Annotated in this window: 23 protein-coding genes, 1 tRNA gene and 3 pseudogenes; 10 read left to right on the top strand and 17 right to left on the bottom strand. The window is 68.5% G+C overall.

The annotated features are described in order from the left end of the window. The first annotated feature begins 102 nt into the window (after positions 1-102). The 3 genes from ACYQ07_RS10300 to ACYQ07_RS10290 all read left to right on the top strand — a co-directional run bounded on the left by ACYQ07_RS10300 (position 103) and on the right by ACYQ07_RS10290 (position 2,402). Positions 103-174, top strand: a tRNA-Thr gene (locus tag ACYQ07_RS10300). A 454-nt stretch (positions 175-628) separates the two neighbouring features. Next, positions 629-1,729, top strand: a complete 1,101-nt coding sequence (locus ACYQ07_RS10295; protein ID WP_459881005.1) for a putative sulfate/molybdate transporter — start codon at positions 629-631, stop codon at positions 1,727-1,729. A gap of 7 nt (positions 1,730-1,736) precedes the next feature. Then, entirely contained in the window at positions 1,737-2,402 is a 666-nt protein-coding gene (locus tag ACYQ07_RS10290; protein ID WP_459881002.1) for a DUF7384 family protein, read from the top strand. Positions 2,403-2,551: 149 nt separating this feature from the next. Here ACYQ07_RS10290 and ACYQ07_RS10285 read toward each other — a convergent pair whose 3' ends face one another. The 5 genes from ACYQ07_RS10285 to ACYQ07_RS10265 all read right to left on the bottom strand — a co-directional run bounded on the left by ACYQ07_RS10285 (position 2,552) and on the right by ACYQ07_RS10265 (position 5,672). Further along, positions 2,552-3,424 carry a hypothetical protein gene (locus tag ACYQ07_RS10285; RefSeq protein ID WP_459880999.1) on the bottom strand — a complete coding sequence of 291 codons (873 nt, stop codon included), beginning with the start codon at positions 3,422-3,424 and terminating at the stop codon, positions 2,552-2,554. Next, complete coding sequence (locus ACYQ07_RS10280; RefSeq protein WP_459880996.1) at positions 3,425-4,078, bottom strand: non-canonical purine NTP pyrophosphatase; 654 nt, start codon at positions 4,076-4,078, stop codon at positions 3,425-3,427. It lies immediately after the preceding gene. A 102-nt stretch (positions 4,079-4,180) separates the two neighbouring features. After that, positions 4,181-4,807: an L-threonylcarbamoyladenylate synthase gene (locus ACYQ07_RS10275; protein ID WP_459880994.1), complete on the bottom strand. Its 627-nt coding sequence runs from the start codon at positions 4,805-4,807 to the stop codon at positions 4,181-4,183. 53 nt (positions 4,808-4,860) lie between these two features. Beyond that, the gene (locus ACYQ07_RS10270; RefSeq protein WP_459880991.1) at positions 4,861-5,370 is read right to left on the bottom strand and encodes a redoxin domain-containing protein; all 510 of its coding nucleotides are present in this window, start codon (positions 5,368-5,370) and stop codon (positions 4,861-4,863) included. Continuing rightward, the gene (locus ACYQ07_RS10265) at positions 5,370-5,672 is read right to left on the bottom strand and encodes a glutaredoxin family protein (protein ID WP_459880988.1); all 303 of its coding nucleotides are present in this window, start codon (positions 5,670-5,672) and stop codon (positions 5,370-5,372) included. The genes ACYQ07_RS10270 and ACYQ07_RS10265 overlap by 1 nt, the downstream gene beginning before the upstream one ends. Positions 5,673-5,821: 149 nt before the next feature. Here ACYQ07_RS10265 and ACYQ07_RS10260 point away from each other — a divergent pair, with 149 nt between their 5' ends. Then, positions 5,822-7,198, top strand: a complete 1,377-nt coding sequence (locus ACYQ07_RS10260; protein WP_459880985.1) for a hemolysin family protein — start codon at positions 5,822-5,824, stop codon at positions 7,196-7,198. A 64-nt stretch (positions 7,199-7,262) separates the two neighbouring features. Here ACYQ07_RS10260 and ACYQ07_RS10255 read toward each other — a convergent pair whose 3' ends face one another. The 9 genes and pseudogenes from ACYQ07_RS10255 to ACYQ07_RS10215 all read right to left on the bottom strand — a co-directional run bounded on the left by ACYQ07_RS10255 (position 7,263) and on the right by ACYQ07_RS10215 (position 14,918). Beyond that, the gene (locus ACYQ07_RS10255; RefSeq protein ID WP_459880982.1) at positions 7,263-8,441 is read right to left on the bottom strand and encodes an inorganic phosphate transporter; all 1,179 of its coding nucleotides are present in this window, start codon (positions 8,439-8,441) and stop codon (positions 7,263-7,265) included. Further along, a complete protein-coding gene (locus ACYQ07_RS10250) occupies positions 8,442-8,570 on the bottom strand; it encodes a DUF7859 family protein (RefSeq protein ID WP_459880979.1) in 129 nt (42 codons plus the stop codon). It abuts the gene before it with no gap. 246 nt (positions 8,571-8,816) lie between these two features. Next, entirely contained in the window at positions 8,817-9,326 is a 510-nt protein-coding gene (locus tag ACYQ07_RS10245; protein ID WP_459880976.1) for a metallophosphoesterase, read from the bottom strand. Positions 9,327-9,395: 69 nt separating this feature from the next. Further along, positions 9,396-10,007: pseudogene (locus ACYQ07_RS10240) on the bottom strand (replication factor C small subunit); the annotation flags it as partial. A 3-nt stretch (positions 10,008-10,010) separates the two neighbouring features. After that, positions 10,011-11,252, bottom strand: a pseudogene (locus ACYQ07_RS10235) (replication factor C small subunit); the annotation flags it as partial. Between the two features lie 60 nt (positions 11,253-11,312). Next, positions 11,313-11,684: pseudogene (locus ACYQ07_RS10230) on the bottom strand (AAA family ATPase); the annotation flags it as partial. A gap of 114 nt (positions 11,685-11,798) precedes the next feature. Next, positions 11,799-12,746, bottom strand: coding sequence for an electron transfer flavoprotein subunit alpha/FixB family protein (locus ACYQ07_RS10225; RefSeq protein ID WP_459880973.1), 948 nt, complete (start codon positions 12,744-12,746; stop codon positions 11,799-11,801). After that, positions 12,746-13,534 (bottom strand): electron transfer flavoprotein subunit beta/FixA family protein, encoded by a 789-nt coding sequence (locus ACYQ07_RS10220; protein WP_459880969.1) that lies wholly within the window; start codon positions 13,532-13,534, stop codon positions 12,746-12,748. The genes ACYQ07_RS10225 and ACYQ07_RS10220 overlap by 1 nt, the downstream gene beginning before the upstream one ends. A 76-nt stretch (positions 13,535-13,610) precedes the next feature. After that, positions 13,611-14,918, bottom strand: a complete 1,308-nt coding sequence (locus ACYQ07_RS10215; protein ID WP_459880967.1) for a helix-turn-helix transcriptional regulator — start codon at positions 14,916-14,918, stop codon at positions 13,611-13,613. 160 nt (positions 14,919-15,078) lie between these two features. Between ACYQ07_RS10215 and ACYQ07_RS10210 the strand changes: the two genes are divergently transcribed. Together ACYQ07_RS10210 and ACYQ07_RS10205 are read left to right on the top strand one after the other, a co-directional pair. Beyond that, positions 15,079-16,389, top strand: coding sequence for a DUF7094 domain-containing protein (locus tag ACYQ07_RS10210; RefSeq protein WP_459880964.1), 1,311 nt, complete (start codon positions 15,079-15,081; stop codon positions 16,387-16,389). A 168-nt stretch (positions 16,390-16,557) separates the two neighbouring features. Beyond that, positions 16,558-17,058 (top strand): type IV pilin N-terminal domain-containing protein, encoded by a 501-nt coding sequence (locus tag ACYQ07_RS10205; protein ID WP_459880961.1) that lies wholly within the window; start codon positions 16,558-16,560, stop codon positions 17,056-17,058. Positions 17,059-17,086: 28 nt separating this feature from the next. Here the strand turns inward: ACYQ07_RS10205 and ACYQ07_RS10200 are convergent, their stop codons facing one another. Further along, positions 17,087-17,710: a methyltransferase domain-containing protein gene (locus ACYQ07_RS10200; protein WP_459880958.1), complete on the bottom strand. Its 624-nt coding sequence runs from the start codon at positions 17,708-17,710 to the stop codon at positions 17,087-17,089. A gap of 156 nt (positions 17,711-17,866) precedes the next feature. On the opposite strand from ACYQ07_RS10200, the gene ACYQ07_RS10195 reads away from it, so the two are divergent. Continuing rightward, a complete protein-coding gene (locus ACYQ07_RS10195) occupies positions 17,867-18,649 on the top strand; it encodes a DUF6663 family protein (RefSeq protein ID WP_459880955.1) in 783 nt (260 codons plus the stop codon). Positions 18,650-19,149: 500 nt separating this feature from the next. Here ACYQ07_RS10195 and ACYQ07_RS10190 read toward each other — a convergent pair whose 3' ends face one another. Next, entirely contained in the window at positions 19,150-20,154 is a 1,005-nt protein-coding gene (locus ACYQ07_RS10190; protein ID WP_459880952.1) for a C-terminal binding protein, read from the bottom strand. Between the two features lie 171 nt (positions 20,155-20,325). Between ACYQ07_RS10190 and ACYQ07_RS10185 the strand changes: the two genes are divergently transcribed. Beyond that, positions 20,326-20,604, top strand: coding sequence for a DUF7536 family protein (locus tag ACYQ07_RS10185; RefSeq protein ID WP_459883051.1), 279 nt, complete (start codon positions 20,326-20,328; stop codon positions 20,602-20,604). Between the two features lie 10 nt (positions 20,605-20,614). Here the strand turns inward: ACYQ07_RS10185 and ACYQ07_RS10180 are convergent, their stop codons facing one another. Further along, positions 20,615-20,896: a MarR family transcriptional regulator gene (locus tag ACYQ07_RS10180; protein ID WP_459880949.1), complete on the bottom strand. Its 282-nt coding sequence runs from the start codon at positions 20,894-20,896 to the stop codon at positions 20,615-20,617. Between the two features lie 367 nt (positions 20,897-21,263). On the opposite strand from ACYQ07_RS10180, the gene ACYQ07_RS10175 reads away from it, so the two are divergent. Both ACYQ07_RS10175 and ACYQ07_RS10170 read left to right on the top strand, forming a co-directional pair. Then, complete coding sequence (locus ACYQ07_RS10175) at positions 21,264-21,578, top strand: EMC6-like membrane protein (RefSeq protein WP_459880946.1); 315 nt, start codon at positions 21,264-21,266, stop codon at positions 21,576-21,578. After that, entirely contained in the window at positions 21,579-23,399 is a 1,821-nt protein-coding gene (locus tag ACYQ07_RS10170) for a ribosome biogenesis/translation initiation ATPase RLI (RefSeq protein ID WP_459880943.1), read from the top strand. Positions 23,400-23,469 lie beyond the last annotated feature (70 nt).

Here is a 23,469-nt window from a genome sequence, read left to right as displayed (position 1 = left end):
GGTGAGGCGAGGAAGTCGCTCGCACAACCCCGTGCGATCCGGTGACGGAACGGTCCCGGATCGAAACCCCTAAAGTCAACTCCGGTCAACGACTATTCGCGCGCCTGGGTAGCTTAGCGGTAAAGCGCGTCCTTGGTAAGGACGAGACCCCGGGTTCAAATCCCGGCCTAGGCTTGTTTCTCGCACCATTACTTCACCGAGCCCCAGCTATGCCGTTCTCGCCAACCATCACTCTCCCCCGAACGCCACCGCTCACCGAATCACCAAATGGGGAAATCGGCACCGCGGCGGATCGCCGCGATGCCGAACAGGGGAATGCGCGTGACACGACGGCGGCGAGCGCCGCCGTCCCGGTACCGCGGGTGTGGGACGCGACCGCCGGCGTCGGGTATCGCGGGTCGCCCGCGTCCGGTCATATCGACCGACGGGAGCGACTTAAACCCGCGTCAGACGTGTGCTCGGCGTCCGTCGCGTGTCTGACGGCGCACGCCGGCGGGCGGTCGCCGGACACTCACAACCGCTCGAAAGAGCACCATCGCCGTAACCACAGACAGTTCCGAAAAGGATAGCTCGAACCCGCATTCGGTTCCTGAAAACGCCTATCCGCTCGCACCTCATTTCGTCTCTCGTGGCAATTCGAGACGGGTTTGGCGCGATCGACGGCATCAGATTCGACGCCGGCGAGGTAACCGGGGCGTTGGGAGATTCGATTACGGTGCTCCCGATAGTCGTCTCGCTGGCGCTGTTGACCCCGCTCTCGCTCGCGCACACGCTCCTCGCGTTCGGCGTGTTTCAGATCCTCTGGGGCGTGGTGTACGGGATCCCGCTGTCGGTGGAGCCGATGAAGGCGCTCGCCGGGCTGGCGATCGCCGGCGCCATCTCGCTCGGCGAGCTGGTGGCTGCCGGGCTGCTCGCCGGCGCCGTACTCCTCTTCGCCGGACGGCTCGGCGCGGTGGGCGCCATCGAGCGCATCGTCGGCCTCCCCGTCGTGCGCGGGATCCAGCTCGCCGTGGCGCTGCTGCTCGCGGTCACCGGCGTGGAGCTGGCCGCCGGATCCCCCGGCGTGGCGGCCGCCGCGACCGGCGTCGTGCTGATCGTCGCACTGGCGGGCTACGGAAACGCCAGCGCGCTGGTCGTGCTCGGGCTCGGCGGACTGGCCGCGGTGTACGCCGCCGGCGTGCCCACGCCGACGCTCCCGGAGGCGACGGCGTTCGCCAGCGGGACGCCGGTGTTCTCGCTCGGCGCCGTCGAGGCAACGGTCGCGCAGCTGGCGATGACGGTGGGCAACGCAGCGGTGGCGACCGCACTACTCTGTTCGGACCTGTTCGACCGCGACGTGTCGGCCGACCGACTGGCCGAGAGCATGGGCGGGATGACGCTCGCTGCGCTTCCGATGGGCGGCCTCCCGATGTGTCATGGTAGCGGCGGGCTCGCCGGCAAGCACGCCTTCGGCGCCAGAACCGGCGGCGCGAACGTGCTGCTCGGCGTCGGCTACCTCGGGCTCGCGACCGTCGCCGGCGTGGCGCTCGCGTTTCCGCTGGCGGCGCTCGGCGTCCTCCTCGTGCTCGTGGGCTACGAGCTCGCTACGACCGCGATGAAGAGCGACGACCGCCTCCTCACGATCGTCGTGGGGCTGCTCGGCGTACTTGCCAACGTCGGGCTCGCGTTCGTCGTCGGAACGGCCATCTCCGTCCTGCGCCGCAAGGTCGATGTGGTGGGCGGTCGTTGACCCGACGATGACGACCTTCGCGTCGCTGTTCAAGCGTGCTCGTGCCGTCGAGACCGATGTCGACGCCGTGCGCACCGCACTGGCGGATCGCCGAGAGTCGGAGCGCGAGGACGGCGAGACGGCTGCCGACCGGGAGACTGTGGAGGATGACGAGCTCGGATCGGGTGAGGATGCCGGACGCGGATCGGCTGATGTCGACGGGCGACCGGAGCCGAGCCCCGCACGCGTGGTCGCGGACGCCGACGTTCTCGCGGCGGACTTGCTGGTCGGCGGAACCCCGCGGGAAGCGCTCGACCGGCTGCGCCGCCACTCGTGGACGACGCTGGTGGCGAGCGACGCCCTACTCAACGACGCCGAGGCAGTGATCACGATGCTCTCCGACGCCGAGCTTGCCGGCGGCTGGCGGACACGGATGGAACGGTGGCGCGAGCCGGTGACGCACGTAGCCGGCGACCATCCGGCGCTGGCGTCCGCCTACCACGGCGGCGCGATGCAGGTTGTGAGTCTGGACCCGTCGCTCACGGGACCGGCGGCGGGCGCCGGGCTCCGCGGCCGGTTCGCGGTGAGCGTCCGGGAACCGCGGGCGTTCGCGGCGGTGTTCTCGCCGGCGCGACTCCACCCCGAAGTGGTCGGCGGGGAGTATCCCGGCCCGGACCGCGACCCGCGGAACTGACCCGCGTCGTGGGACGGGGGCAATAGCGAACAGGCGACACGGGCGGAACCCGGAGCGACGTGTCACGCGACCGCTGCCCGCTCCGGGGTGATTCGAGAGGGCACGCCGAGGGATCGTTCCGTCATCCCTGATAAGGGTGTACCTGACGCTCAAGAGGGGGATGCGTCGGGTCGTTCCCGAAGCCGGTCGAGAACGCGTCCAATGCGGGTTTCGTCCGCCGGATAGGTGCCGAAGACGACGTGGTCGGCGTGTGCGGCGGCCAGCTCCGCGACCTCGACGAGGCGATCCTCGCTCGTGTCGGCCGCCGAGAGCTGGATCGTGAGCTCGGCGTCCAGTTTTGCGGTTCGTCCGGCGAAACCGCGGGCGAGCGACTCCACCCAGTAGATCGTCTCGTAGCCCGGCCCACAGAGCGGGACGTGGAACCCGTCGACGTGCGGCGCGAGCGCCTCCGGTTCGAGTCCGGTACGCTCCTGGAGGTTCCCGGGATAGGGGTCCGGATAGAGCGTCACCGAGAGGTCACCGTCCACGCGGTCGGCGGCGTCGGCGACGAACTCGGTGAGCGTTTCGACCCGCCACGCGTTCCGGTCCTCGTGGTCACTTGCCGCGAACCGGCGGTCACAGCGGTCACAGTGACAGAACGACGCGCCGGGAAAGCCCACCGTCGTGAGCCGAACGTCCCCGGCTGTCGTCTCGGCATCAGCCGACCCCAGTTCGGCGATCCGGTCGAGGAGCCCGCCACGATACGCCTCGTCGGTCGGGCAGACGACACCCCACTGAAGTCGGTCATGGTCGGGTGTCGCGGGTATCCCGTCGGCGTCGACCGCCGCCCTGTCGGGGTCGCGCTCGACGAGACCGGTGTCACCCCAACAGGCGACGGAAGCGACCGCGTCGGGGCCCGGGTCGCGGCTGTCGCCGGAGACCTCGTCCGCGAAGACGTACGCGAGGTCGGGGGCGATGCGGTCGACGGCGCTCGGGTCGCTCGTGAGCACGCCGAACGTGGTGTCGGAGCCTCGTTCGGCCATTTACGTCTCGTCCCGTGAGCGGTCGGCGTACCACTCCGCGAACTTCTCCAGCGCGCGGCCGCGGTGGGAGACGGCGTTCTTCCGCTCGGTGTCCATCTCCGCGAACGTCTCCTCGCCGTGCTCGAAGATCGGGTCGTAGCCGAAGCCGCCGTCGCCGCGGGGCGCGACCATCCGACCGGGGACGTACCCCTCGAACAGCTTGACGGGAAGCGGCTCCGCGTCGGTTGCGTCGCCGGCGTCGCCGTCAGGACCGGCGGCCGCAGCGGCGACGCGCTCCTCCCGGTCGACGGGGTCCGGCGAGGCGGCGAACTCCTCGCCGTCGCAGTACGCGAGCGTACAGCGGAAGGCGGCACGGCGGTTTTCGAGGTCGCTCGCCAGGTCCCACACCGCCTCCACGCCGAGGGTGTCCTCGACGTAGGAGGAGTACGGGCCCGGGAAACCGTCGAGCTCCTCGATGAACAGGCCGGCGTCGTCGACGAGCACGGGCTTGACGGCGTGCCGGTACGCCTCGCGGGCGCCGCGGGCGGCGATCGGGCCGAGCTCGGCGGCCTGGATCTCGGTGTAGTCGAAGTCGAGCTGCTCCACGCTCCCCTCCCGGAGGTAGCTCTCCGCCTCCCGGACCTTCCCGGGGTTCGTCGTCACGTATCTGAGCATGGTCGATGCTGGAGGTGAGGTCGGGAATAGGCGTCGAAAGCGGGTGGGTGAGCGCAGGCAGCGGATCATCGCAGGAGACAGTTCCACCGCTGCAGTCCCGGATCAGACCGGCGGATCGTCCAGCCACGCCTCGATGGCCCCGGCCATCGCGCCGCGACGGTGGATGACCCCTCGTTCGGGATCGACGACGGTGCTCTCGGCGCCATCCGTCTCGCCGCCGTCGACGACGACAGCGACTCCCTCCCGAATCCGGTCGCTGAGCTGGTCGGGGCGAGTGACGCTTCCGATGCCGGAGACATTGGCGCTCGTGGCGGTGAGCGGTCCGGTTTCTTCGAGCAGTGCCAGCGCGATCGGGTGATCGGGAACCCGAATACCGACCCGGTCGCTGCCGGCGGTGAGCACGTCCGGAACCACGGGTGCGCGCTCGACGACGACCGTCACGGGACCGGGGAGAAACGCGCGCATGAACGCGATCGCCGTGTCGCTCGGCTGGGTGTACCGGAGCGCGGCGTCCGCGCTTTCGACGCCGAGCGAGAGGGGCTCGTCCCGGTCGCGGCCTTTCAACTCGAAGACGCGGGCGACGGCGTCGGGATCGAGCGCGTCCGCGCCGAGCCCGTAGACGGTTTCAGTGGGGTACACCACCAGGTCGCCGGCGGCCACCGCGGCGGCGGCTCGCCGGAGTTGCTCGCGGGACGATTCCGAGGGTCGGTCGTCTGGATCCGCAGTCACGGCCGGTGGTTCGCTCCCGACGCGAAAAAGCGTGCCGACGGCGGTCCGAGCACCTACTCGACCAGCGACGCGATCGCCTCGTCGACGGCGTCGTACTCCGGGAACTCGGGATGTTCGCTCGCGACCCAGGCGTACTCGACGGTGCGGTCGCCGTCGAGCAGGAACACGGCCGGACGCGCCTCCGTGATTCCGGTCATGCCGTCGATGTCGTGGGAGACGCCGTACGCTTCGAGCACGTCGCCGCCGGGGTCCGAGAAGATCCGGACGCCGTCGGCACGCTCCGCGAGCAGCGACTTGTGCTCGTACGGCGAGGAGACGGAAAGGCCGAGCACCTCCACGTCGTCGGCCCAGCCGCGGTCGTCGACCTCGTCGTACAGGTACGTCGTCTGGAACGCGCCGTCCATCGGGTGGGACAGCAGGAGCGTCGGCCCGTCGACGACATCGGCGAGCGCCCGGTCCTCCCAGAACTCGTCGTTCACGAGCGGCCGGGTGAACTCCGGCGCCGTCTCGCCTTCGACCGGGTGGTGCGTGTCGGGGAGTTCGACGACCGGGAACTCCGGCATCAGACGCCCCCCGCCGCGCTCGCGGCGTCGTCGGCATCCTCCTCGGCCCCGGCGTCGCCGTAGGTCCGTTCGAGGTACGCAACGATGTTGGCGCTCTCGGACATCGTCACACCCGTCGCCTCGTCGACGATGGCGGGGACGCTTCGCGTGCCGGAGACGCGCTTGACGACGTTGCGCTCGGAGTGCATCGGCTCGACGTACCGGGAGCGGTAGTCGAGCCCGAGTCGATCGAGCACGCGCACGACGCGCTCACAGTACGGACACGCCTGCAGCCGATACAGGGTGATCGACGGGTCGGTCATGGCACCACGTTGTGTCGCCTGCGCCGTAATCGTGTCGGCGCCGGCGGTCGTGACGGGGGAGAACACCGGAGGAGCGGCTTGCAGGGTGACCCGCCGAGCGCAGACGGAGGGTAACCCTTTAACCGTCGCCCCGCACACGTTTAGTGAGAATGGGCTTGTCGTTGAGCGCGCTGTTGACCGGGGTGCTCCAGATACCGGTGTTGGACCAGACCACGGTGACGATTCTCGGGGTCCTCGCGATCATCGTGCTCCTCGGGATGTCCGCGTTCTTCTCCTCGTCGGAGATCGCGATGTTCTCCCTGCCGAAACACCGCGTCGACAGCCTCGTCGACGAGGGCGTGAAAAGCGCGACGCTGATCCGCGAGCTGAAGGACAACCCCCACCGGCTGCTGGTGACGATCCTCGTCGGCAACAACCTCGTCAACATCGCGATGACCTCCATCGCGACGGCGCTCATCGGCATCTACGTCGACAGCGCGCTGTTCACCGTCCTCCTCACCACGTTCGGGATCACGGTCGTCGTGCTCCTGTTCGCGGAGACCGCACCGAAGTCGTACGCCGTCGAGCACACGGAGTCGTGGTCGCTGCGGATCGCCAAACCCCTGAAGCTCTCCGAGACGGTGCTGTTCCCGTTGGTCGTCGTGTTCGACCACCTCACGCGGGCGATCAACACGCTCACCGGCGGCCGGGCCGCCATCGAGTCGACGTACGTCACCCGCGAGGAGATCCAGAACATCATCGAGACCGGCGAGCGCGAGGGCGTCATCGAGGAGGAGGAACGCGAGATGCTCGACCGGATCTTCCGGTTCAACAACACCATCGCCAAGGAGGTGATGACCCCCCGTCTCGACGTTACCGCCGTCGCCAAGCAGTCCTCCGTCGAGGACGCGATCCAGAAGTGTATCCAGGCCGACCACGAGCGCGTCCCGGTGTACGACGGCAACCTCGACAACATCGTCGGGGTCGTCACCGTCCGCGACCTCGTCCGCGAGCTTCGCTACTCCGAGGGCGAGCCGTCGCTGGAGCGCGTCGTCAAACCGACGCTCCACGTCCCCGAGTCGAAGAACGCCGACGAGCTGTTGGAGGAGATGCAGGACAACCGCCTCCAGATGGTGATCGTCATCGACGAGTTCGGCACCACCGAGGGGATCATCACGCTGGAGGACATGGTCGAGGAGATCGTCGGCGACATCCTGGAGGGCGACGAGCCGGAGCCGATCGAGTTCGTCGAGGAGAACGTCGCCATGGTGAAAGGCGAGGTGAACATCGACGAGGTGAACGAGATGCTCGGCATCGACCTCCCGGAGGGCGAGGAGTTCGAGACGCTCGCCGGCTTCGTGTTCAACCGCGCCGGCCGGCTCGTCGAGGAGGGCGAGGAGATCGAGTTCGACGGCGTGCGCATCCGCATCGAGCGCGTCGACAACACCCGTATCATGAAGGCGCGCGTGACGGTGCTGGAGTCCGCCGGCGAGGCCGAGGGCGAGGAGGGCACCGAGGAAGCAGCCGAGGCGGACGGCGCCGAGTAGCCCGACCCGACGGGGCCGTCGACCGGCGCCGCGGCGGGCTACCGGACGAGGCCGTCGACTCCCGCTACAGGACGAGGCCGACCGCGGAGTAGATCCCGAACCCCAACACGAACGAGCCGACGAGCGACGCGACCCACGCGAGGACGGTGTACCCCATCTTCGCCCGGCTCACACCGGCGTCGCCGGCGGCGTAGCCCGCCCCGACGATGGCGGAGACGATGATCTCGTTAAAGGAGACGGGGATCCCGAACGCGACCGCGGTCTGGGCGATGGCGAAGGAGGGGATGAGCGCCGCGATGGAACGACGCGGTCCCATCGAGGCGTAATCCTGCGAGATGGCCTTGATCATCCGCGGGGCCCCGGTCCACGACCCGATCAGGAGCCCGACGCCGCCGCCGACGAGCAGCGCCCACAGCGGGATGCCCACCTCGCCGAAGATGGGGACGAGCGGGCCGATGGCGAGGCCGACCTGCGAGCCGCCGGCGGAGAACGCGACCAGCCCGCCCATCGCGAGCAGGAACCGGCGCTGGGCGCCCTCCCGATCCCGGCCGGCATCGACGTAGACGCCGACCGCGACGAGCGTCGCGAACGCGAGCGTCACCGCGGCGACGCCCGCCGGCTCGGGGAGGCCGAGCCCGCCCCCGAGCGCCTCGGCGACCGACGCCTGCTCGCCGTCGGGACCGAGCATCGCAAACCCGATGTTGGCGAGGATCACGCCGACGAACCCGCCGAGCACCGCCGTGAGCGGTCGCTCGGGGAACCGCTCGCCCATCAGCGCGCGGGCGACGACGTAGGCGATGCCACCGCCGACGAACGGCGTGAGCACCCACAGCGTGAGGATCTCCGCGTACTTCGCCCACGCCGGGTCGCCGCCCATCGCGAGCCCGACGCCGACCACCGACCCCGTCACGGTGAACGCGGTGGCGATCGGGTAGCCCGCGAACACGCCGATGGCGACGAGCGCGGCCGCCGTGATGAGCGCGACGATGGCGGCGCCCGCCGTGAGCGTCACCCCGCCGATCAGCTCGGTGCCGACCGCCTCGGTGACGTTGGCGCCCTGAAGGACGGCGCCGAGAAAGCCGAGCACGCCGACGATGAGGCCGGCCCGCATGACGGAGATGGCGTTGGCTCCGACGGCGGGCGCGAACGGCGTCGACCCCGAGGAGCCGGCGCCGATCGACCACGCCATGAAGAGACTCGCGGCGGCGGCGACCAGAAAGGTGAGGACGGTGACGACCGCCATCTACTGCTGCCCTTTCTCGTAGCCCTCTCGCAGTCCCATCAACGTCCGGCGGACCAGCAGGAAGCCGAAGAAGAAGAACCCCAGCAGGCCCACGAGGATGAGCACGACGAGCGGGTCGACCGAGATCATACCCCCGATTCCCGCGGCGGCGAGTTAGGCGTTTCGGCACTCCGGCGCGCTCACGATGGGTCGGCACACGCCGGCGGGCGTTGAGGGCCGAGGAGCACACGGCCAGAACGGCGTCCATCGCGGCCGGGACGAGAGACTAAAACGGCGGTTTGTGTCTAAGCCATCTATAAGCAACCGTCGCGTCAACGTGGGAACGCGCCCCCCGTTTCGGCCCTCCATCCGCTCGGGACCCGGCTGTGACGTTTTTCACGCCTCGATCCGGAACTCCCGGAACACCTCCCCGTCAGGCGTCACCAGCCGCCCGTCGAGCCCGCCGGCCGCCGACTCCAGTTCGGCGTGAGCCGGACGGGTCCCGCGGGGCTGCGCGTGACTTCCCGGGTTCAGGATCGGCACCGGCGGCTCGTCGTCGAATCGCGGTGCGTGGGTGTGCCCGCAGATCACCGCGTCGGCACCGCGCTCGCGGGCGAGCATCACGAGCCCGGTATCGCCCGACCGATGTCGGTGCGTGACGAGAAAGCGCACGCCGGCGTGCTCCACGATTCGCGTCTCGGGGAGCCGCTCACGGAGCGCGCTGTCGGCGTTGTTGCCGTACACGGCTCTGAGGTGCTCGGCCTCCTGATAAAAGGCGTCGAGCACCGGCTCGCGGTAGAAGTCGCCGGCGTGAATCACGAGTTCGGCCTCGCGAACGGCCGCCAGCGTCCGCCCCCGCAGACGGTGGCCGTCGGTGCTGTGGGTGTCGGAGACGACGGTGAGCATAGCGAGACTTCGTGACCCGCCTACTGAAAAGTGCCGACTGCTGTCAGCCCGTCGCGGGCGAAACGGCCCCTACTCCTCCAACGCGAGCGCGGCGAGCAGCGACTCCAGCTGCACCTGCTCGTTGGCCCCCTCGCTGATCCGGTAGTCCGCCTCGCCGATCCGTTCCATCAGCCGCACCGCCTCCCGTTCCGTGAGGTCGAACTCCCAGACGGAGCGGTGAAGCTGGTCGATCACGTCGCCGCCGGCCATTCCCGTCTCCGTCAACAGCCGGTCCAGCGTCGCCCGTCCCTTCGAGAAGTCGCCGGCGAGCGCATCCGACACCATCGACTCGATCTCCTCCGGTCGCGCCGTCGCCGTGATCGCGTACACCGCCTCCTCGTCGACGACCTCCCCGGTCGTCGCCGCCGCCTGCAGGGAGTTGATCGCCCGACGCATGTCGCCGTTCGCGGCGTACACCAGCGCGTCGACGCCCTCGTCGGTCACCTCGATCCCCTCCGCTTTGGCGATCTCGCGCACCTGGCCGGCGACCGCCTCGTCCGACAGCGGCGAGAAGCGGAAGACGGCACAGCGCGACTGGATGGGGTCGATGATCTTCGACGAGTAGTTACACGAGAGAATGAAGCGCGTGTTGTCCGAGAACTGCTCCATCGTGCGGCGGAGTGCTGACTGGGCGTCGTCGGTGTTGTGCGTGAGCACCCCGTTCGCGAGCATGAAGTTCGGCGTGTCCTCCATGGTGATGTTGTACGCCTTTCCGCGGTGACTGTAGTCGATGCGACGGATTTCGGCGGTCTCGACTGCCTGTAGCCCGCCGTCTGCGACGATCGCCGGATCGAACTCCTCCCGCGTGTAGTGTTCGTGATGCGGAAGTTCGCCGTCACCAACGACGACGAACGTGTATTCGTCACCGTACGTTTCGAGGAATTCCTCGACCTTCTCCGTCTGTCCCCACAGCTTGGCGACACCCTTCACCTCGATAACGGTGTCACCGACCAGGAAGTCCGGATGGAACACCGAGTCCGACAGCTCAAACGATGGCTCGTATTCGTACTCGATGTCTGCCCCTTGGAGCGCCTTTGCCACCTCGTACTCCCAGTCGGAACGGACGAGGTGTCCAAGTTCTTCGCTATGTCTGATGTTGCCTCCCGTTGGTTCGTGACCCATCAGTGCCTCAGAGACTTTCTGAGCCACCTCGGGGTCGCGCATCGGATTGTTATCACCGCTGATGTCACAGACCGGATAGTCACAGTTTTCGACGCTCTTGTCGATGACCTCCTGCCGCTCGTCCTCGTCAAGACTCTCCCACCACTGGACGGTGGCATCGCCGATACGCTCTTTCACCGCTTCGGGGTCGGCGTCAACGACCCACTCCTCCCACGACGTTCCGGACCGCATCTCGCTGATAGTCTCACGAACGCGCTCGACGGTTTCGTCGTCCATCTCCCAGACGTTGACACCGTGGAACTCTCCTCCATAATTCGGATTGTTCTCGCCGGCAAACCGACCGTCCGAGAGGGTTTCGACGATCTTCTCTCGACGTTCGTCCGACCACTCCGTTCCGTGCATCGGGTTCCCCTCACCCTGCATCTCCTGACTGTGACCCTCGTTCTTGCAGTCGAGCGAACAGAAACGGCCCGCGGTCCAGTCGCCACAAACGTCGCACTCCGACACGCCGATGTCGTCTTTGAAGTCCGCGATCTCGTCACCAGATGAGAGCTCCCGGAGCTCCTTTTCGACGAGACGGCCGGTCTCGTCGACGACAAAGAACGGGTGTGTTGGGCTCGCAACGATCTCTCTGCCGTCCATCAGTTCGACCTCGAAGAAGTCCGCGACGCCGGAGTCCACGAGCTTGCCCGAGTCGGACTGGATCTCGTTGGTCTCGAAGTCGACGGAGGGGATCGGCTCACCCTCCTCGCTCACCTCCTCGATCGGTTTTACTTCGGGCGACGACGGGTAGCCGGTGACGACCTCCGTTCCCGGCGGAACACAAAGCGAGTCGGCCTCGTCGAGGAAGATGATCCGGAAATCGCCGCCGAAGGAGGCGCGCGCGAAGCTCTTGATCCGGTCGCGCACGACATCGATCCCCCGCTGGTCGGAGGCGTTGAGTTCGAGGAAGTTCCCTCGCCAATTCTCTTCTCCGTAGACTTCGCGGGCTATAGCCGTTGACGCGGAGGTTTTCCCGACGCCGGCTGGCCCGGCGAAGAGGAGGTGGGGGATGTCGTCCTGCTCGATGTAGCTCTGGAGGCGCTCGACGATCCCTTCCTGTCCGTGGATGTCGTCGAGCGTCTGCGGTCGATATTTCTCGATCCAGATCTCGCGCCCGGTGGCGGTCGCCGCCGTCGTCTCCTCGCCCTCGCTCATGGTCACTCAAAGGGGTCGGTGGGGTGATAAACGGTCCGAGAACGGGACGCCGCGACGCCGAGCGTAGTCGGTTCCGAGTAGGTCGCGCTCGGCGGCGAGCGCGACGCGGCCCGCCTACTGGAACTCCTCGATCAGCTCGGGAACCACGTCGAAGAGGTCGCCGACGATGCCGTAGTCGGCGATGTCGAAGATCGGCGCGTTGGGGTCGGTGTTGATCGCGACGATCGTCTCGGCGCCCTTCATGCCGGCGACGTGCTGGACGGCGCCGGAGATGCCGACGGCGATGTACACCTCCGGGGTGACGACCTTTCCGGACTGGCCGACCTGCCGGTTCTTGGGCAGCCAGCCGTTGTCGACGATGGGTCGCGACGAGGAGAGTGTAGCGCCGAGCGCGTCGGCGAGGGTCTCGACGAGTTCGAGGTTCTCCTCCTCCTCGATGCCGCGGCCGACGGAGACGAGCACCTCGGCCTCGCTGATGTCGACGTCGCCGCCGCCGACCTCCTCGAAGCCTTTCACGCGGGCGCCGGACTCGGGCGGCTCGAACTCGAGCGTCTCGACCTCGGCGTCGCCGGTGCCGTCCGCGGCGGGCCACTCGCCCTCACGGATCGTGAGCGCGAAGCGGTCTCCCTCAACGGCGACAGTGGTCTCGACCTTCGAGCCGTACATCTCGCGGGTGACGACCAGCCCGTCGTCGTACGCGATGTCGATCGCGTCCGTCACGAGCGGGAGGTCGTGGCTCTCGGCGACCGCCGGCGCGTAGTCGAGGCCGTTAACGGAGTTGGGCATTACGACCGCATCGGCGCCCGTGTGTGCGAGCAGGCGCTCGACACCCGCCTGGTAGACGTTGTGGTCGAACTCCTCGCCGTCCGCAAGGGCGTAGCAGTGGTCGACGCCCGAGCGGTTGAGTTCGTCCGCGAACCGCTCGACGTCGCCGGAGATGACGGCGGCGTGGAGGTCGCCGCCGAGCGCGTCTGCCAGCTCCCGGCCGGCAGTGAGCAGCTCGTAGGAGACATCACGAAGTTCACCGCGGCGGTGGTCCGCGACGACGAGCACGTCGCTCATTATGCGCCCACCCCCTTCTCGCGCAGAACCTCGGCAAGACGCGCCGCCTGCTCGCCGGCGTCACCCTCGATCAGCTCCGCGTCGGACTCGCTTTCCGGCTCGTACATGGACGTGAGCGTCAGCGTGCTTTCGACGTCGTCCGCGCTAAGCCCGAGATCCGCCAGATCCTTGACGGCGATCTCCTTGCGCTGGGCCTGTCGAATACCCCGGAGGCTCGCGTACCGCGGCTCGTTGAGCCCGGTCTGGACGGTGAGCACCGCGGGGAGGTCGACCTCCGTCAGCTCCTCGACGCCGCCCTCCAGCTCGCGGTGGACGTTCGCAGGTCCCTCGGCGTCCGCGAGCTCGAGGTCGTTGACGACCGCGGCGTGCTCGAAGCCGATCCGCTCGGCGAGCGCGACGCCCGTGGCGCCGAAGGCGTCGTCGGACGCCTGTACGCCCGTGATCACGAGGTCGGGCTGTTCTTCCTCGACGACCGCCGAGAGGACGTCGACTTTCGACTCCACGTCGGCAAACTGGCCCTCGAAGGCGTCGTCCCAGACGCGCACGGAGCGGTCGAGCCCCTTGGCGAGCGCCATCCGGATCGTCTCCTCGGAGCGCTCGGGACCGATGGTGACGCCAACGACCTCGTCGGCGACGCCGGCCTCCGCGAGCTGGACGCCCGCCTCGACGCCGTAGTCGTCCCACTCGTTCAGGTCGTACTCGAGGTCGCCCGCGGCGACCTCGGTTCCCTCGATCGCGAAGTCGTCGGCGACCTCGGCGACCTCCTTGACGGTTACGAGAACCTTCATGATCGACGGTTCGCCGCTCTGGAGTAAGGGTTTTCGGAACGTGTCCAAGAATGCGGACCCGAGGGCGGCTCGGCCGTCACTCCGCGCCGAACGTCTCCCCGCCGTTCTCGGCGTCATCCGAATCGCCCGCATCGTCCCCCGTCCCGTCGTCGGGCAGCGAGATGAGATTCTCGCGGCCGAGCCGGAGCTTCTCGATTCGGCCCTCGTCGGCCATCGCCGAGAGCAGCTGGGACACCTTCGCGTCCGACCAGCCGGTCTCCGTGACGACGTCGGCCTGTCGCATCCGGCCACCCTCATTCTCCAGCAGGCGCTCGACGCGCTCCTCGTCGGAGAGGAGCGAGAGGTCTTCCTCGGGCTCGCCCGCGTCGTCAGCCGCAGCGGCGCCCGGTCCGTCGGCCGGACCGCCGGCCGTGGCTCCCGCGCCGGCCACCTCGGCGGATTCGGACTCCGAAGCGGCGCCGACCGCCGCGTCGTCCCCGTCGGCGCCCCCGCCCTCGCCGAACCGCCGGTAGCCGAGCAGTCCGGCGGCGATCAGGAGCGCGGCGACGACGATGGCCCCGGCGAGCAGCGTCCACGGCGGCCCCGGCGACGGCGAGTAGATGGCGATGACCCGATCGTCATCCTCGAACATCCGGGGGCCTTCGATTATCACGGAATTGTCACTGACGTCGTCGAAGCTCGCACCGGGTGTCCCGTCGATGGAGTAGCCCTCCGGCGTCTGCACCTCGATCGACTGGCCGTCCTCCAGCGTCCGGACCCAAGTGCCGTTATTCGCCGTGGTGAGCGCGTCGCCGAGCACGAGGTTCTCGCCGTCCGCCTCCAAAAACGCCGTCCAGGTGAATGTGAGGCGGAGTTCACCGACCGCGACCACGTCGTCGTCCTCCACGCCGACTGCGCCCGGGTCGTCGTGGACGAACACCTCCCGGTCAGGGTCCTCGACCGTCATCTCTCGATCGATGTTCCGGCTGGCGCTCGCGGCGAAGTTCTCGAACAGCGTAGCCGAGGGGCCGATCTCACCCGCACGGAACCGGTCTCCGACCTCCTCGAAGACGGCCGTCTCGTTTGCGTCGGTGAATCGGTACTGGACGCTAACCACCCAGTCGGCGTCTCCGTCAGGGTCCGGATGGACGGTGATCTCCGTCCTCGGATCCGGATCAAATTGACCGACGAGAGTCGGTCGCATCTCCGTGGTTGCCGTGGGTTCGACCCCCGTCGGCTCGACTGACGCATCGTCGACCGCCACTCCGTCGACCGTCATTCCGTCAACCGCCGCTCCGTCGACGGCGCCACCGGTCCCGGCGAGCGCGCCGACGCCGCCGCTCCCGGCCACGACGACGAGGGCGAGGAGGGCAGCGAGGAGGACGCTCGACACGGGATACCGCATACTGTGGGTGAACTCGCGCCCCCGGCAAAACCCTTTCCATCCCTCGTTTTTCACGAAACGACCGCCAGCCTCCGCTTCGCCGCAGTCGCGCCCGGCGGCGTCCGCCGGTGCGCGACACGTTGAGGAGGATTTTTTGTGTTCGGGGATTGTAGGTGAAGTGATGAGAGCCCTCCCGCTGTTCGTCGCGTGCCTCATGCTCATCGCGCCGGCCGCCGGCGCGGCGGTCCCTGCGGCCGATTCCGAGGCTGAGTCACCCGCCATCGAGTCGCTCGTGGAGGACCCGGCGGAGAACGACTCCGTCGTCGAAAACGGCGGCGCCACGCAGGTCGAACCCGCACAGGTCGGCGAGGAGAATCTGACGTTACGCGTGTTGACCACGCCGCCGGATGCCGAACCCCACGTGAACGTCGACGAGCACGGCGCCAACGTCGGGACGGCACTTGAAAGCGAGGTGGACAAGGCGAACGCCGCGCTCGAGACGGCCGCCGTGGTTCGAGAGATCGAGTCGGCGGAGACCAACGAGGAGCGCCAGCGCCGGATCCTCGCGGCAGTGAACACCATCGAACAGGACGAAGTGAGCCTCAACGGCCAGCAGACCGCGGCCATTACCGCCCACTCCGCCGGCGAGCTCTCCGACCGCGAGCTCCTCGTCGAGCTGATGACGGTGAGCGCGACCGCGCGCGAGTACAACGAGCGGCTGGAGGTGCTCGACGAGCTTGCCGACGAGACCGACGGGTTCAGCGCTCCGGGGCGGCTCAACGAACTCCGGGTCCAACTGCAGGTGTACGAGGGACCGGTTCGTGACCGCGCACTCGCTAGCGTGCGCGGAGAGATCGACGCGACAAAGGTGCACGTCGAGTCCACGCAAGGGACGGTCACGCTCGCGACGATCACGGGCGGGGAGTACGTTCGTGAGGCGTTCCGCACGGACCGGTGGGACCGCGGCGGCGGCTCGATCTCCAGCGAGGACGCGATCAACGCCACGGCGGAGGCGTACCCCGAGACCGCGTCGCTGCGCGAGCCCGACGCGTTCGGCGCCGGCGCCATCCAGCGGATCACGATCAGCCACGAGTACGGCGAGCTTCGCACGTTCGTCGGCGGCGGCACCGACCAGGTGTTCGTCGAGAACCAGCGGATGGACCTCGAGACGTTCCCGGACCACGAATCTACCAGCACCGTCGAGGACGGGTTCAACGCGACCGTCGACCGGAGCTACCCCGGCGGACCCGTCCGGGTGACCGTCCTCGACGACGAGGACGGCGACCCCGTCTCGGGCGTCACCGTCACCATGAGCGTCGCCGGCGGCGACAGCGAGGCGATCGGGTCGACCGACGACGACGGCGTCGTCTGGACGCTCTCGCCCACCGAGAGCTACCGGATCAACGTCCTCGACGAGCCGCGCGTCGCCATCCTCGACGGGTTGGAGCCCACGGAGACGCCCCGTGTCGCGGACGAGCGACCCGCGGAGTGACCCACTAGGGACCCTCGCCCACCGGGCCACTCTGGTCCACCGGGCCACTCTGGTCCACCGGGCCACTCTGGTCCACCGGGCCGCTCCGGTCCACCGGACCACCCTCGTCCCCCCGCTACCGCGACCGACCACCCGACACCTTTTGAACGATTCCGACCCAGAGCCTCCGTGACACCGACGGCGCCGTCAGCCGGGGACGACCACACGCGAGCACTCGCACCGGTGGGTGCGGTGTTGCTCATCGCGCTAACGGTCGTGCTCGCCGGCAGCATTGCCGCGGGGACGCTGTCAGCCGTGGGACCGACGGAACCGCCACCCACCGCCTCGCTGTCGCTCGATGTCGACGGCGAGCGGGTGACGGTGACCCACCGAGCGGGCGACCCTGTTCCCGTTGGAACGCTCGACGTGCACGTGACCGTGAACGGCGAGCCGCTGGCCCACCAGCCGCCGGTGCCGTTCTTCTCCGCGACCGGCTTCCGACCCGGACCCACGGGGGCGTTCAACGCCGCGAGCGACACCGAGACGCTAACCGCCGGCGAGTCGGCGTCGTTCCAGATCGCCGGGTCGAACGATCCCGCCCTCAGCGGGGGCGACGAGGTCGAGCTCCGGCTGACGGTTCGAGACGGGACAGTGGCAACACTGGCGGCGCGGGCGGAGACGGAAGGGTAAAAAGTCGAAGGGGGATCCGAAGCGCGAACTACTCCTCGGAAACCTGCGCGACGGTGGTGATCGCGCGCGGGCTGACCCGAGTGGCCTGCTGAATGTGATGTTCGAACTCCTCGTAGCCGGCCTCGCGGAACAGCCGGTCGCCCTCCTCCTCGTCGTAAAACAGCATGATGGCGTCCGCCATCCGCTGGAGCACGCGGTTGTTGGGGTAGTCAGGGCCGACGACGAGCACCTGGCCGCCGGGTTTGGCGACGCGGCGCATCTCAGCAAGTCCGTCGACGGGGTTGGGCCAGTACTCGATGGAGCCCGACGACCACACCACGTCGAAGGTGTCGTCCGCGAAGGGGAGCCGCTCGGCGTCGCCACGGTAGAAGTTCACCCGGTCGTGTTTGCCGAACTTCTCGAACGCCTTCGCCATCTGGTGGGCCGACTGGTCGAGGCCGTGGACGTCGTCGGCGTGCTGGAGGAGGCCCTCGGTGCCGAAGCCGGTGCCGCAGCCCACGTCGAGCACGCGGTCGTCCTCGCCGAACTCCAGCCAGGAGAGCGCCTCCGCCCGCATCTCCTCGTTCCAGTTGAACCAGTTGATCCGGTCGTACACCGTCGAGAGGTACTTGTAGAACGTCTGTGCGTTCGCCTTGTTCTCGAGGATCCCCATTTAGCGGGGGTTGGACACCGCGGCCCATAACGCCACGGATTCGCGTGCGCGGGCGGGGATTCGGGAGCGCCCGGAACGTGCCACAGCGTGTGAAGCGCGGCGCGAACGGCGACCGCTGCCGTTCCGCTTATCCGCCGGCGCTGTCAAGGGTGGTGCATGCACCCAACCACGACCGGCCGGTTTCGCGTCCACGACCGGCGCGAACGACCCGCCGCCGCGGGACCCGACGACGGGGATCGGCGCGACGGCGCCGACGAGGAGTTCGTCCTCGTCGAACATCACGACGAGCCCGTCGCGCCGGCCGACCCGGACGCGGCCGAGGCGTACGACCCGCTGTACGTGGACGCGACCGCCTACGGCGACGCGCTCGGCGATGCGGTCGCCAAACTCGACCCCGGAAACGTCGTGGAGACGACGCTGGCGTGGGACGACGGCGACGCCCGATTCGAGTCGGTCGAGGTCGTTCGTGAGACCCGCTTCCGGTTCGCGGACAACGTGGAGGGGATCTTCGAGGCCGCGGTCGAGGGATGGCAGGACGCCCGCGCTGCCGGCGAGGCGATGACCGCGACGACCACCCGGTCGCAGGACGGCGACCCGAACGGTGCGCTCTACCTGTTCGCGGACGCCCCCGGGCGCGACACCTTCGCGGAGATGAAGGCGGGGACGATCCCCATCGAGCCGCTCGTCGCCCGCGTCAACCAGCGACGCGACGACGACGCCGAGCGCGAGGTGTTCGTGCTCCGCCCGGCCGACTACGAGTTCGTCGCCGTCTACGTCGTGTTCGAGCGCGACGGCGTCCTCGCGGGCACCGTCCGGGACACCTACAACCTCGGCTTAGGACTCGCAGAGGGGCTGGACTCCGCCCCGGACGACCAGCAGAACGGCGGCGACTCCAACGACGACACCAACGACGAGTTCGATCTGCAGGACCGCTTATAAGCGAACACCGGACGCCGAGCGGACGACGCGAATACCACCTTTTCAACTGCGGTTGGCGCGCCCCCGAGCGCCTGATAAGGCGCGAGGGGAGCGCGAGGGAGGTCGACGGCGGCCGCGGCGGTGCGGTGCGGTCCCGCGGCCGCCGTCGGCCGAGGCTGGGGAGGCGTGAGGTGCGGTTGCGGTGCCGTGCGGGGCGGGACTCAAAGGGGCAGTCTGCTCCGGGAAGACGGCCGACCGTAGCACCGCAGCGAACGAAGTGAGCGAGGAGCGAACGGAGGCCCTCAACCGGAGCAGGCTGGGGCTTTGCAGGTGTTCGCCGTCATCCTCACTCCATCAGTTGCTTATAAGGTGCCGACTGGGGCTTTGGCGGCCTCGTTCTCCACAGTCGTCGTTCTCACCGCACAACCCGCTTATAAGGACCTGGCTGAGACGTTGAGGCCGTTCGACGGCGCACTCACCGTGTCAACCCCTTATCAGTCACCAACCACAACCACGTCCTCTCACAGCCAGTCCGCGTTCGGGTCCACGCGGTCGTCGGGCACCTCGCCGTTCAGGACGGCGGCGACGGCGTCCGCGCCGCGGCGGTTCACCTCCTCGCGGGCGTCCTCGCTGTACCACGCGGCGTGTGGCGTCACCACGGTATCCGGGCGCCCGACGAGCGGGTTGTCATCGGGGGGCTCCTCCGCGAGCACGTCAAGGCCGGCGGCTTTGAGCCCGTCATCGTCCTCCAGCGCACTCAAAAGGGCGTCCTCGTCGACGACCGGACCACGGCCGGTGTTGACGAGGACGCTATCCGGCGCCAGCGCCGCGAGCGCGTCGGCGTCGACCATTCCGCGGGTTTCCTCCGTGAGCGGCGCGTGGACGGAGACATGGTCGGCACGCGCGAACAGCTCGTCGAAGCCCACCTTCTCGACGCCGTCCGCAGTCGCCGCGGCCATCTCGTCGGCGTCGACGTACGGGTCGTACGCCAGCAGTTCCACGCCGAATCCGGAGAGCTGCTCGGCCGCGCGGCGGGCGATCGGACCGAAGGAGACGAGGCCGACGGTCGCCCCCCGAAGGCGCCGAATCGGGCGTCCGTCCTGCCACGACCAGTCGCCGTCGGCGACCGCGTCGTCGTACGGCTTCAGCGACCGGAGACAGTCGAGCAGCAGTCCGACCGCGTGGGTGGCCACCTCGTCGGTGCAGTAGCCGGGAACGTTGGCGACGACGGCGCCGTGCTCGTCGGCGGCCGCCACGTCGATGTTGCCGACGCCGACGGCCGAGCGGACGACGATATCGAGGTCGAGCGCGTCGACCGCTGCTGCCGGCACGGGCGTCTTGATGTCGGTGACGACGGCGGCGGCCGGCTCGGCGTCGGGGCCGCCGCTGGCCGCCTCCACCAGCCTGTCGGCGTCGCCCAGCTCCGCCACGTCGACGGTCACCGACTCGTCGACGGCGCCGGCGAGCCGCTCGCGGTAGACGGACGGGTCGATCATCGGGTAGTCGGAGAGGAGTACGCGGGTCACGGGCGACCTTCGGGCGCGTGACACTTGAGCGCTGTCGCCGGCGCGGTCGGCACCGGATCACCCCGCCCGCCGCCACCGCCAACCGGGTTCGACGCCTCTTTGCGCCCGCGGGCGCTACGAGCCCCCGTGAGCCAGAACGACGCCGCCGAGGAGGACTCCTCGAAACCACCGATGCTCGTGCTGTTGGAGTCGCTGGGGTTCTACCGGAACGCGAAGGTCGGCGCGGCCACCGGGCTCCTGCTGGCGGTGGCGTTGTACCTCGTCCGGACGCTGGAGCTGCTCGGCCCCGTCGTCGAGGTGCGCGACTACCCGCTGTTCGGCCCGGAGGTGTGGTTCCTCCTGCTGGCGTTCGTGCTGGCGGCGACGTTCGGCCTACTGGTGGCGGCGGGGCTCACCGTGGCGAACGCCGTCTCCGGCGCGAGAGAGATAGCCGCAGAAGAACGCGAGTGAGGTCGGCGGCTCAGTCGGCCGTACAGGACGCCTCGGAGTCGTCGCCCGTGAACTCCTGGGCCGGCTCCGTCAGCTGATAGAGGTTCTGTCGGGCGTCCGCGAAGTAGACGTCCTCGTCGACGACGCTGATCCCCTCCAGCCGTTCGAGTGCGTAGCGAACGGTGCGGGCCGACAGCATCGACTCCTGAACGATCCCCTTCTGTGTCAGCGGTCCGTTGTACTCCAGGACCTTGAAGACGAGCTTGGCGCTCGGCGGCAGGTCGTCGAGACTCTCCTGTTGGGTTCCAGCCATCGTTACGGGTCGAAACCGTACTCGGTGATAAATGTTGATGGAATGGTGGCGTTTCGCACACCGGTAGCGGCTAAATCAACCGGTTTTAACCCCATTAACCGGCAAGAATTTCTTCATTCCGGGTGACAGACTGACTGGTCAGTCAGTTTCGACGGTCTCGCGTGGCTCGCGCGCGGTCGCCGTCGATCCCCCATCCGCGCTAGGCCGATACCCTGTGGGACGGTCGCCGGCGCCACGGCGAGCACGGACACAGTGTGCCCGGCGAGCACGGCGGCCGGCGAGCACCACGAATGCCGGCGGACGCCCCGGACCCCGGACGACGGACGGAACGAACACCTTTTCACGGGCGCAAGCGGACGCGTTACGTATGAGCGACGAGCCGAGCGACGAGCCGCGGATCACGGGTCACACCCGGAGCGTGGTCGTCACCACGATCTGCTGTCTCGCGGGGATCGCCGCGGGCGTGGTGTCTGCCGCCTACGTCGGGACGACCCCCGAGGCCGCGGGCGAGACCACGGCGGTGCTGGTGATGGGCGTCTTCGTCCTCGCCCAGTATCCGATCTACAAGGTGATCGGCGTTGGCGACTTCGGCGTGAAGGACAACCTCTTCGTGGCGTTTCTCACGTTCACGCTGTGGTTCATCAGCTACACCATCCTGCTCACATCGGCGGTGAATCTGTAGATGGCCGACGACAGCATCGCCGTGGTCGACCTGGACCGCTGCCAGCCCGACCGCTGCAACTACGAGTGTGCGAACTACTGTCCGCCCAACCGGACGGGCAAGGAGTGTATCACCGAGCGCGGCACGGACGTCCCCGAGGGCGACCCCGACCAGATCCAGATCTCCGAGGAGATCTGTCTCGGCGAGACCTGTGGTATCTGCGTCGAGAAGTGCCCATTCGACGCGATCGAGATCATCAACCTCCCGTCCGAACTGGAGGAGGAACCCGTGCACCGCTACGGCGAGAACGCCTTCGCGCTGTACGGGCTTCCCACGCCCGAGCCCGGGAGCGTCACCGGAATCCTCGGCCCGAACGGCATCGGGAAGTCGACGGCGGTCCACGCGCTCGCCGGCGAGATGGTGCCGAACCTCGGCGACCACGAGTCGGACGCCAGCTGGGAGGCCGTCCTCGACCGGTTCCGTGGCACCGGCCTCCAGAGCTACCTCGAACGGCTCAAGGACGGCGACGTGACCGTGGCTCGCAAGCCGCAGTACGTCGACCAGATTCCCAAGCAGTTCGACGGCAACACTCGCGAGCTGCTGGAGCGCACCGACGAGCGCGGCGAGCTCGACTACCTCATCGACCGGCTCAACATCCGGCCGGTGATGGACCAGGACATCGACTCCATCTCGGGCGGCGAGCTCCAGCGGGTCGCCATCGCGGCCTGCCTCGCCCGGGACGCCGACTTCTACTTCCTCGACGAGATCACGCCGTACCTCGACATCGGCCAGCGGATGGTCGTCGCGCGGCTCATCCAGGAGCTGTCGAACGACGAGAGCGCCGACCGCTCGATGCTCGTCGTCGAACACGACCTCGCGATCCTCGACCTCCTCGCGGACACGCTCCACGTCGCGTACGGTGAGCCCGGGGCATACGGGGTTATCACGGACCCGAAATCGGTCCGGAACGGCATCAACGAGTACCTGAAGGGGTACCTCGACAACGAGAACATGCGCATCCGGCCGAACGCGATCACCTTCGAGGAGCACGCCCCGCGCGTCTCCTCGAAGGGAACCCCACTGGTCGAGTACCCGGACCTCCACAAGTCGTACGGCGACGGCGAGTTCTCCCTCGACGTGGAGGGCGGCACCATCTTCCAGTCGGAGGTGCTCGGCGTCGTCGGTCCCAACGGGATCGGGAAGTCGACGCTCGCGAAGCTGTTCGCCGGCGAGCTCATCCCCGACGAGGGGGAGCTCGACTTCGCGCTCGACATCGCGTACAAGCCGCAGTACATCGAGATCGACCAGCCGATGCGGGTCGACACGTTCCTCTCGTCGATCACCGACGAGTTTGGCACCTCCTACTGGAACACGGAGGTCGCCCAGCCGCTCCAGCTCGACCGGATCATGGAACAGCAGCTCACCGACCTCTCCGGCGGCGAGCGCCAGCGGGTCGCCATCGCGGCGTGTCTCTCCGAGGACGCCGACCTCTACCTGCTGGACGAGCCCTCCGCACACCTCGACGTCGAACAGCGGGTGCGCGCGACGACCGCCATCCGCCGCTACGCGGAGAACCACGACGCGACGGTGATGGTGATCGACCACGACATCTACATGATCGACCTGCTGGCCGACCGCCTGATGGTGTTCGACGGCGAACCCGCCGACCACGGGCACGCCGCCCCGCCACAGGAGATGCGCGAGGGGATGAACGACTTCCTCGCCGACCTCGACATCACGTTCCGCCGCGACGAGCGGACGGGACGCCCCCGGATCAACAAGCCGGGGTCACAGAAGGACCGCTCGCAGAAGCGCGACGGCGAGTACTACTACTCGGTGTAGTCGCCTCTTCGGGGCCCCGTCTTTGAAGCCGCTCCCCTCCGGCAGCCGGAGCGCGCCGGCGCCCGGTTCC

The organism is Halorubrum gandharaense (assembly GCF_054654575.1).
This window is presented reverse-complemented; position numbering and strand designations above follow the sequence as displayed.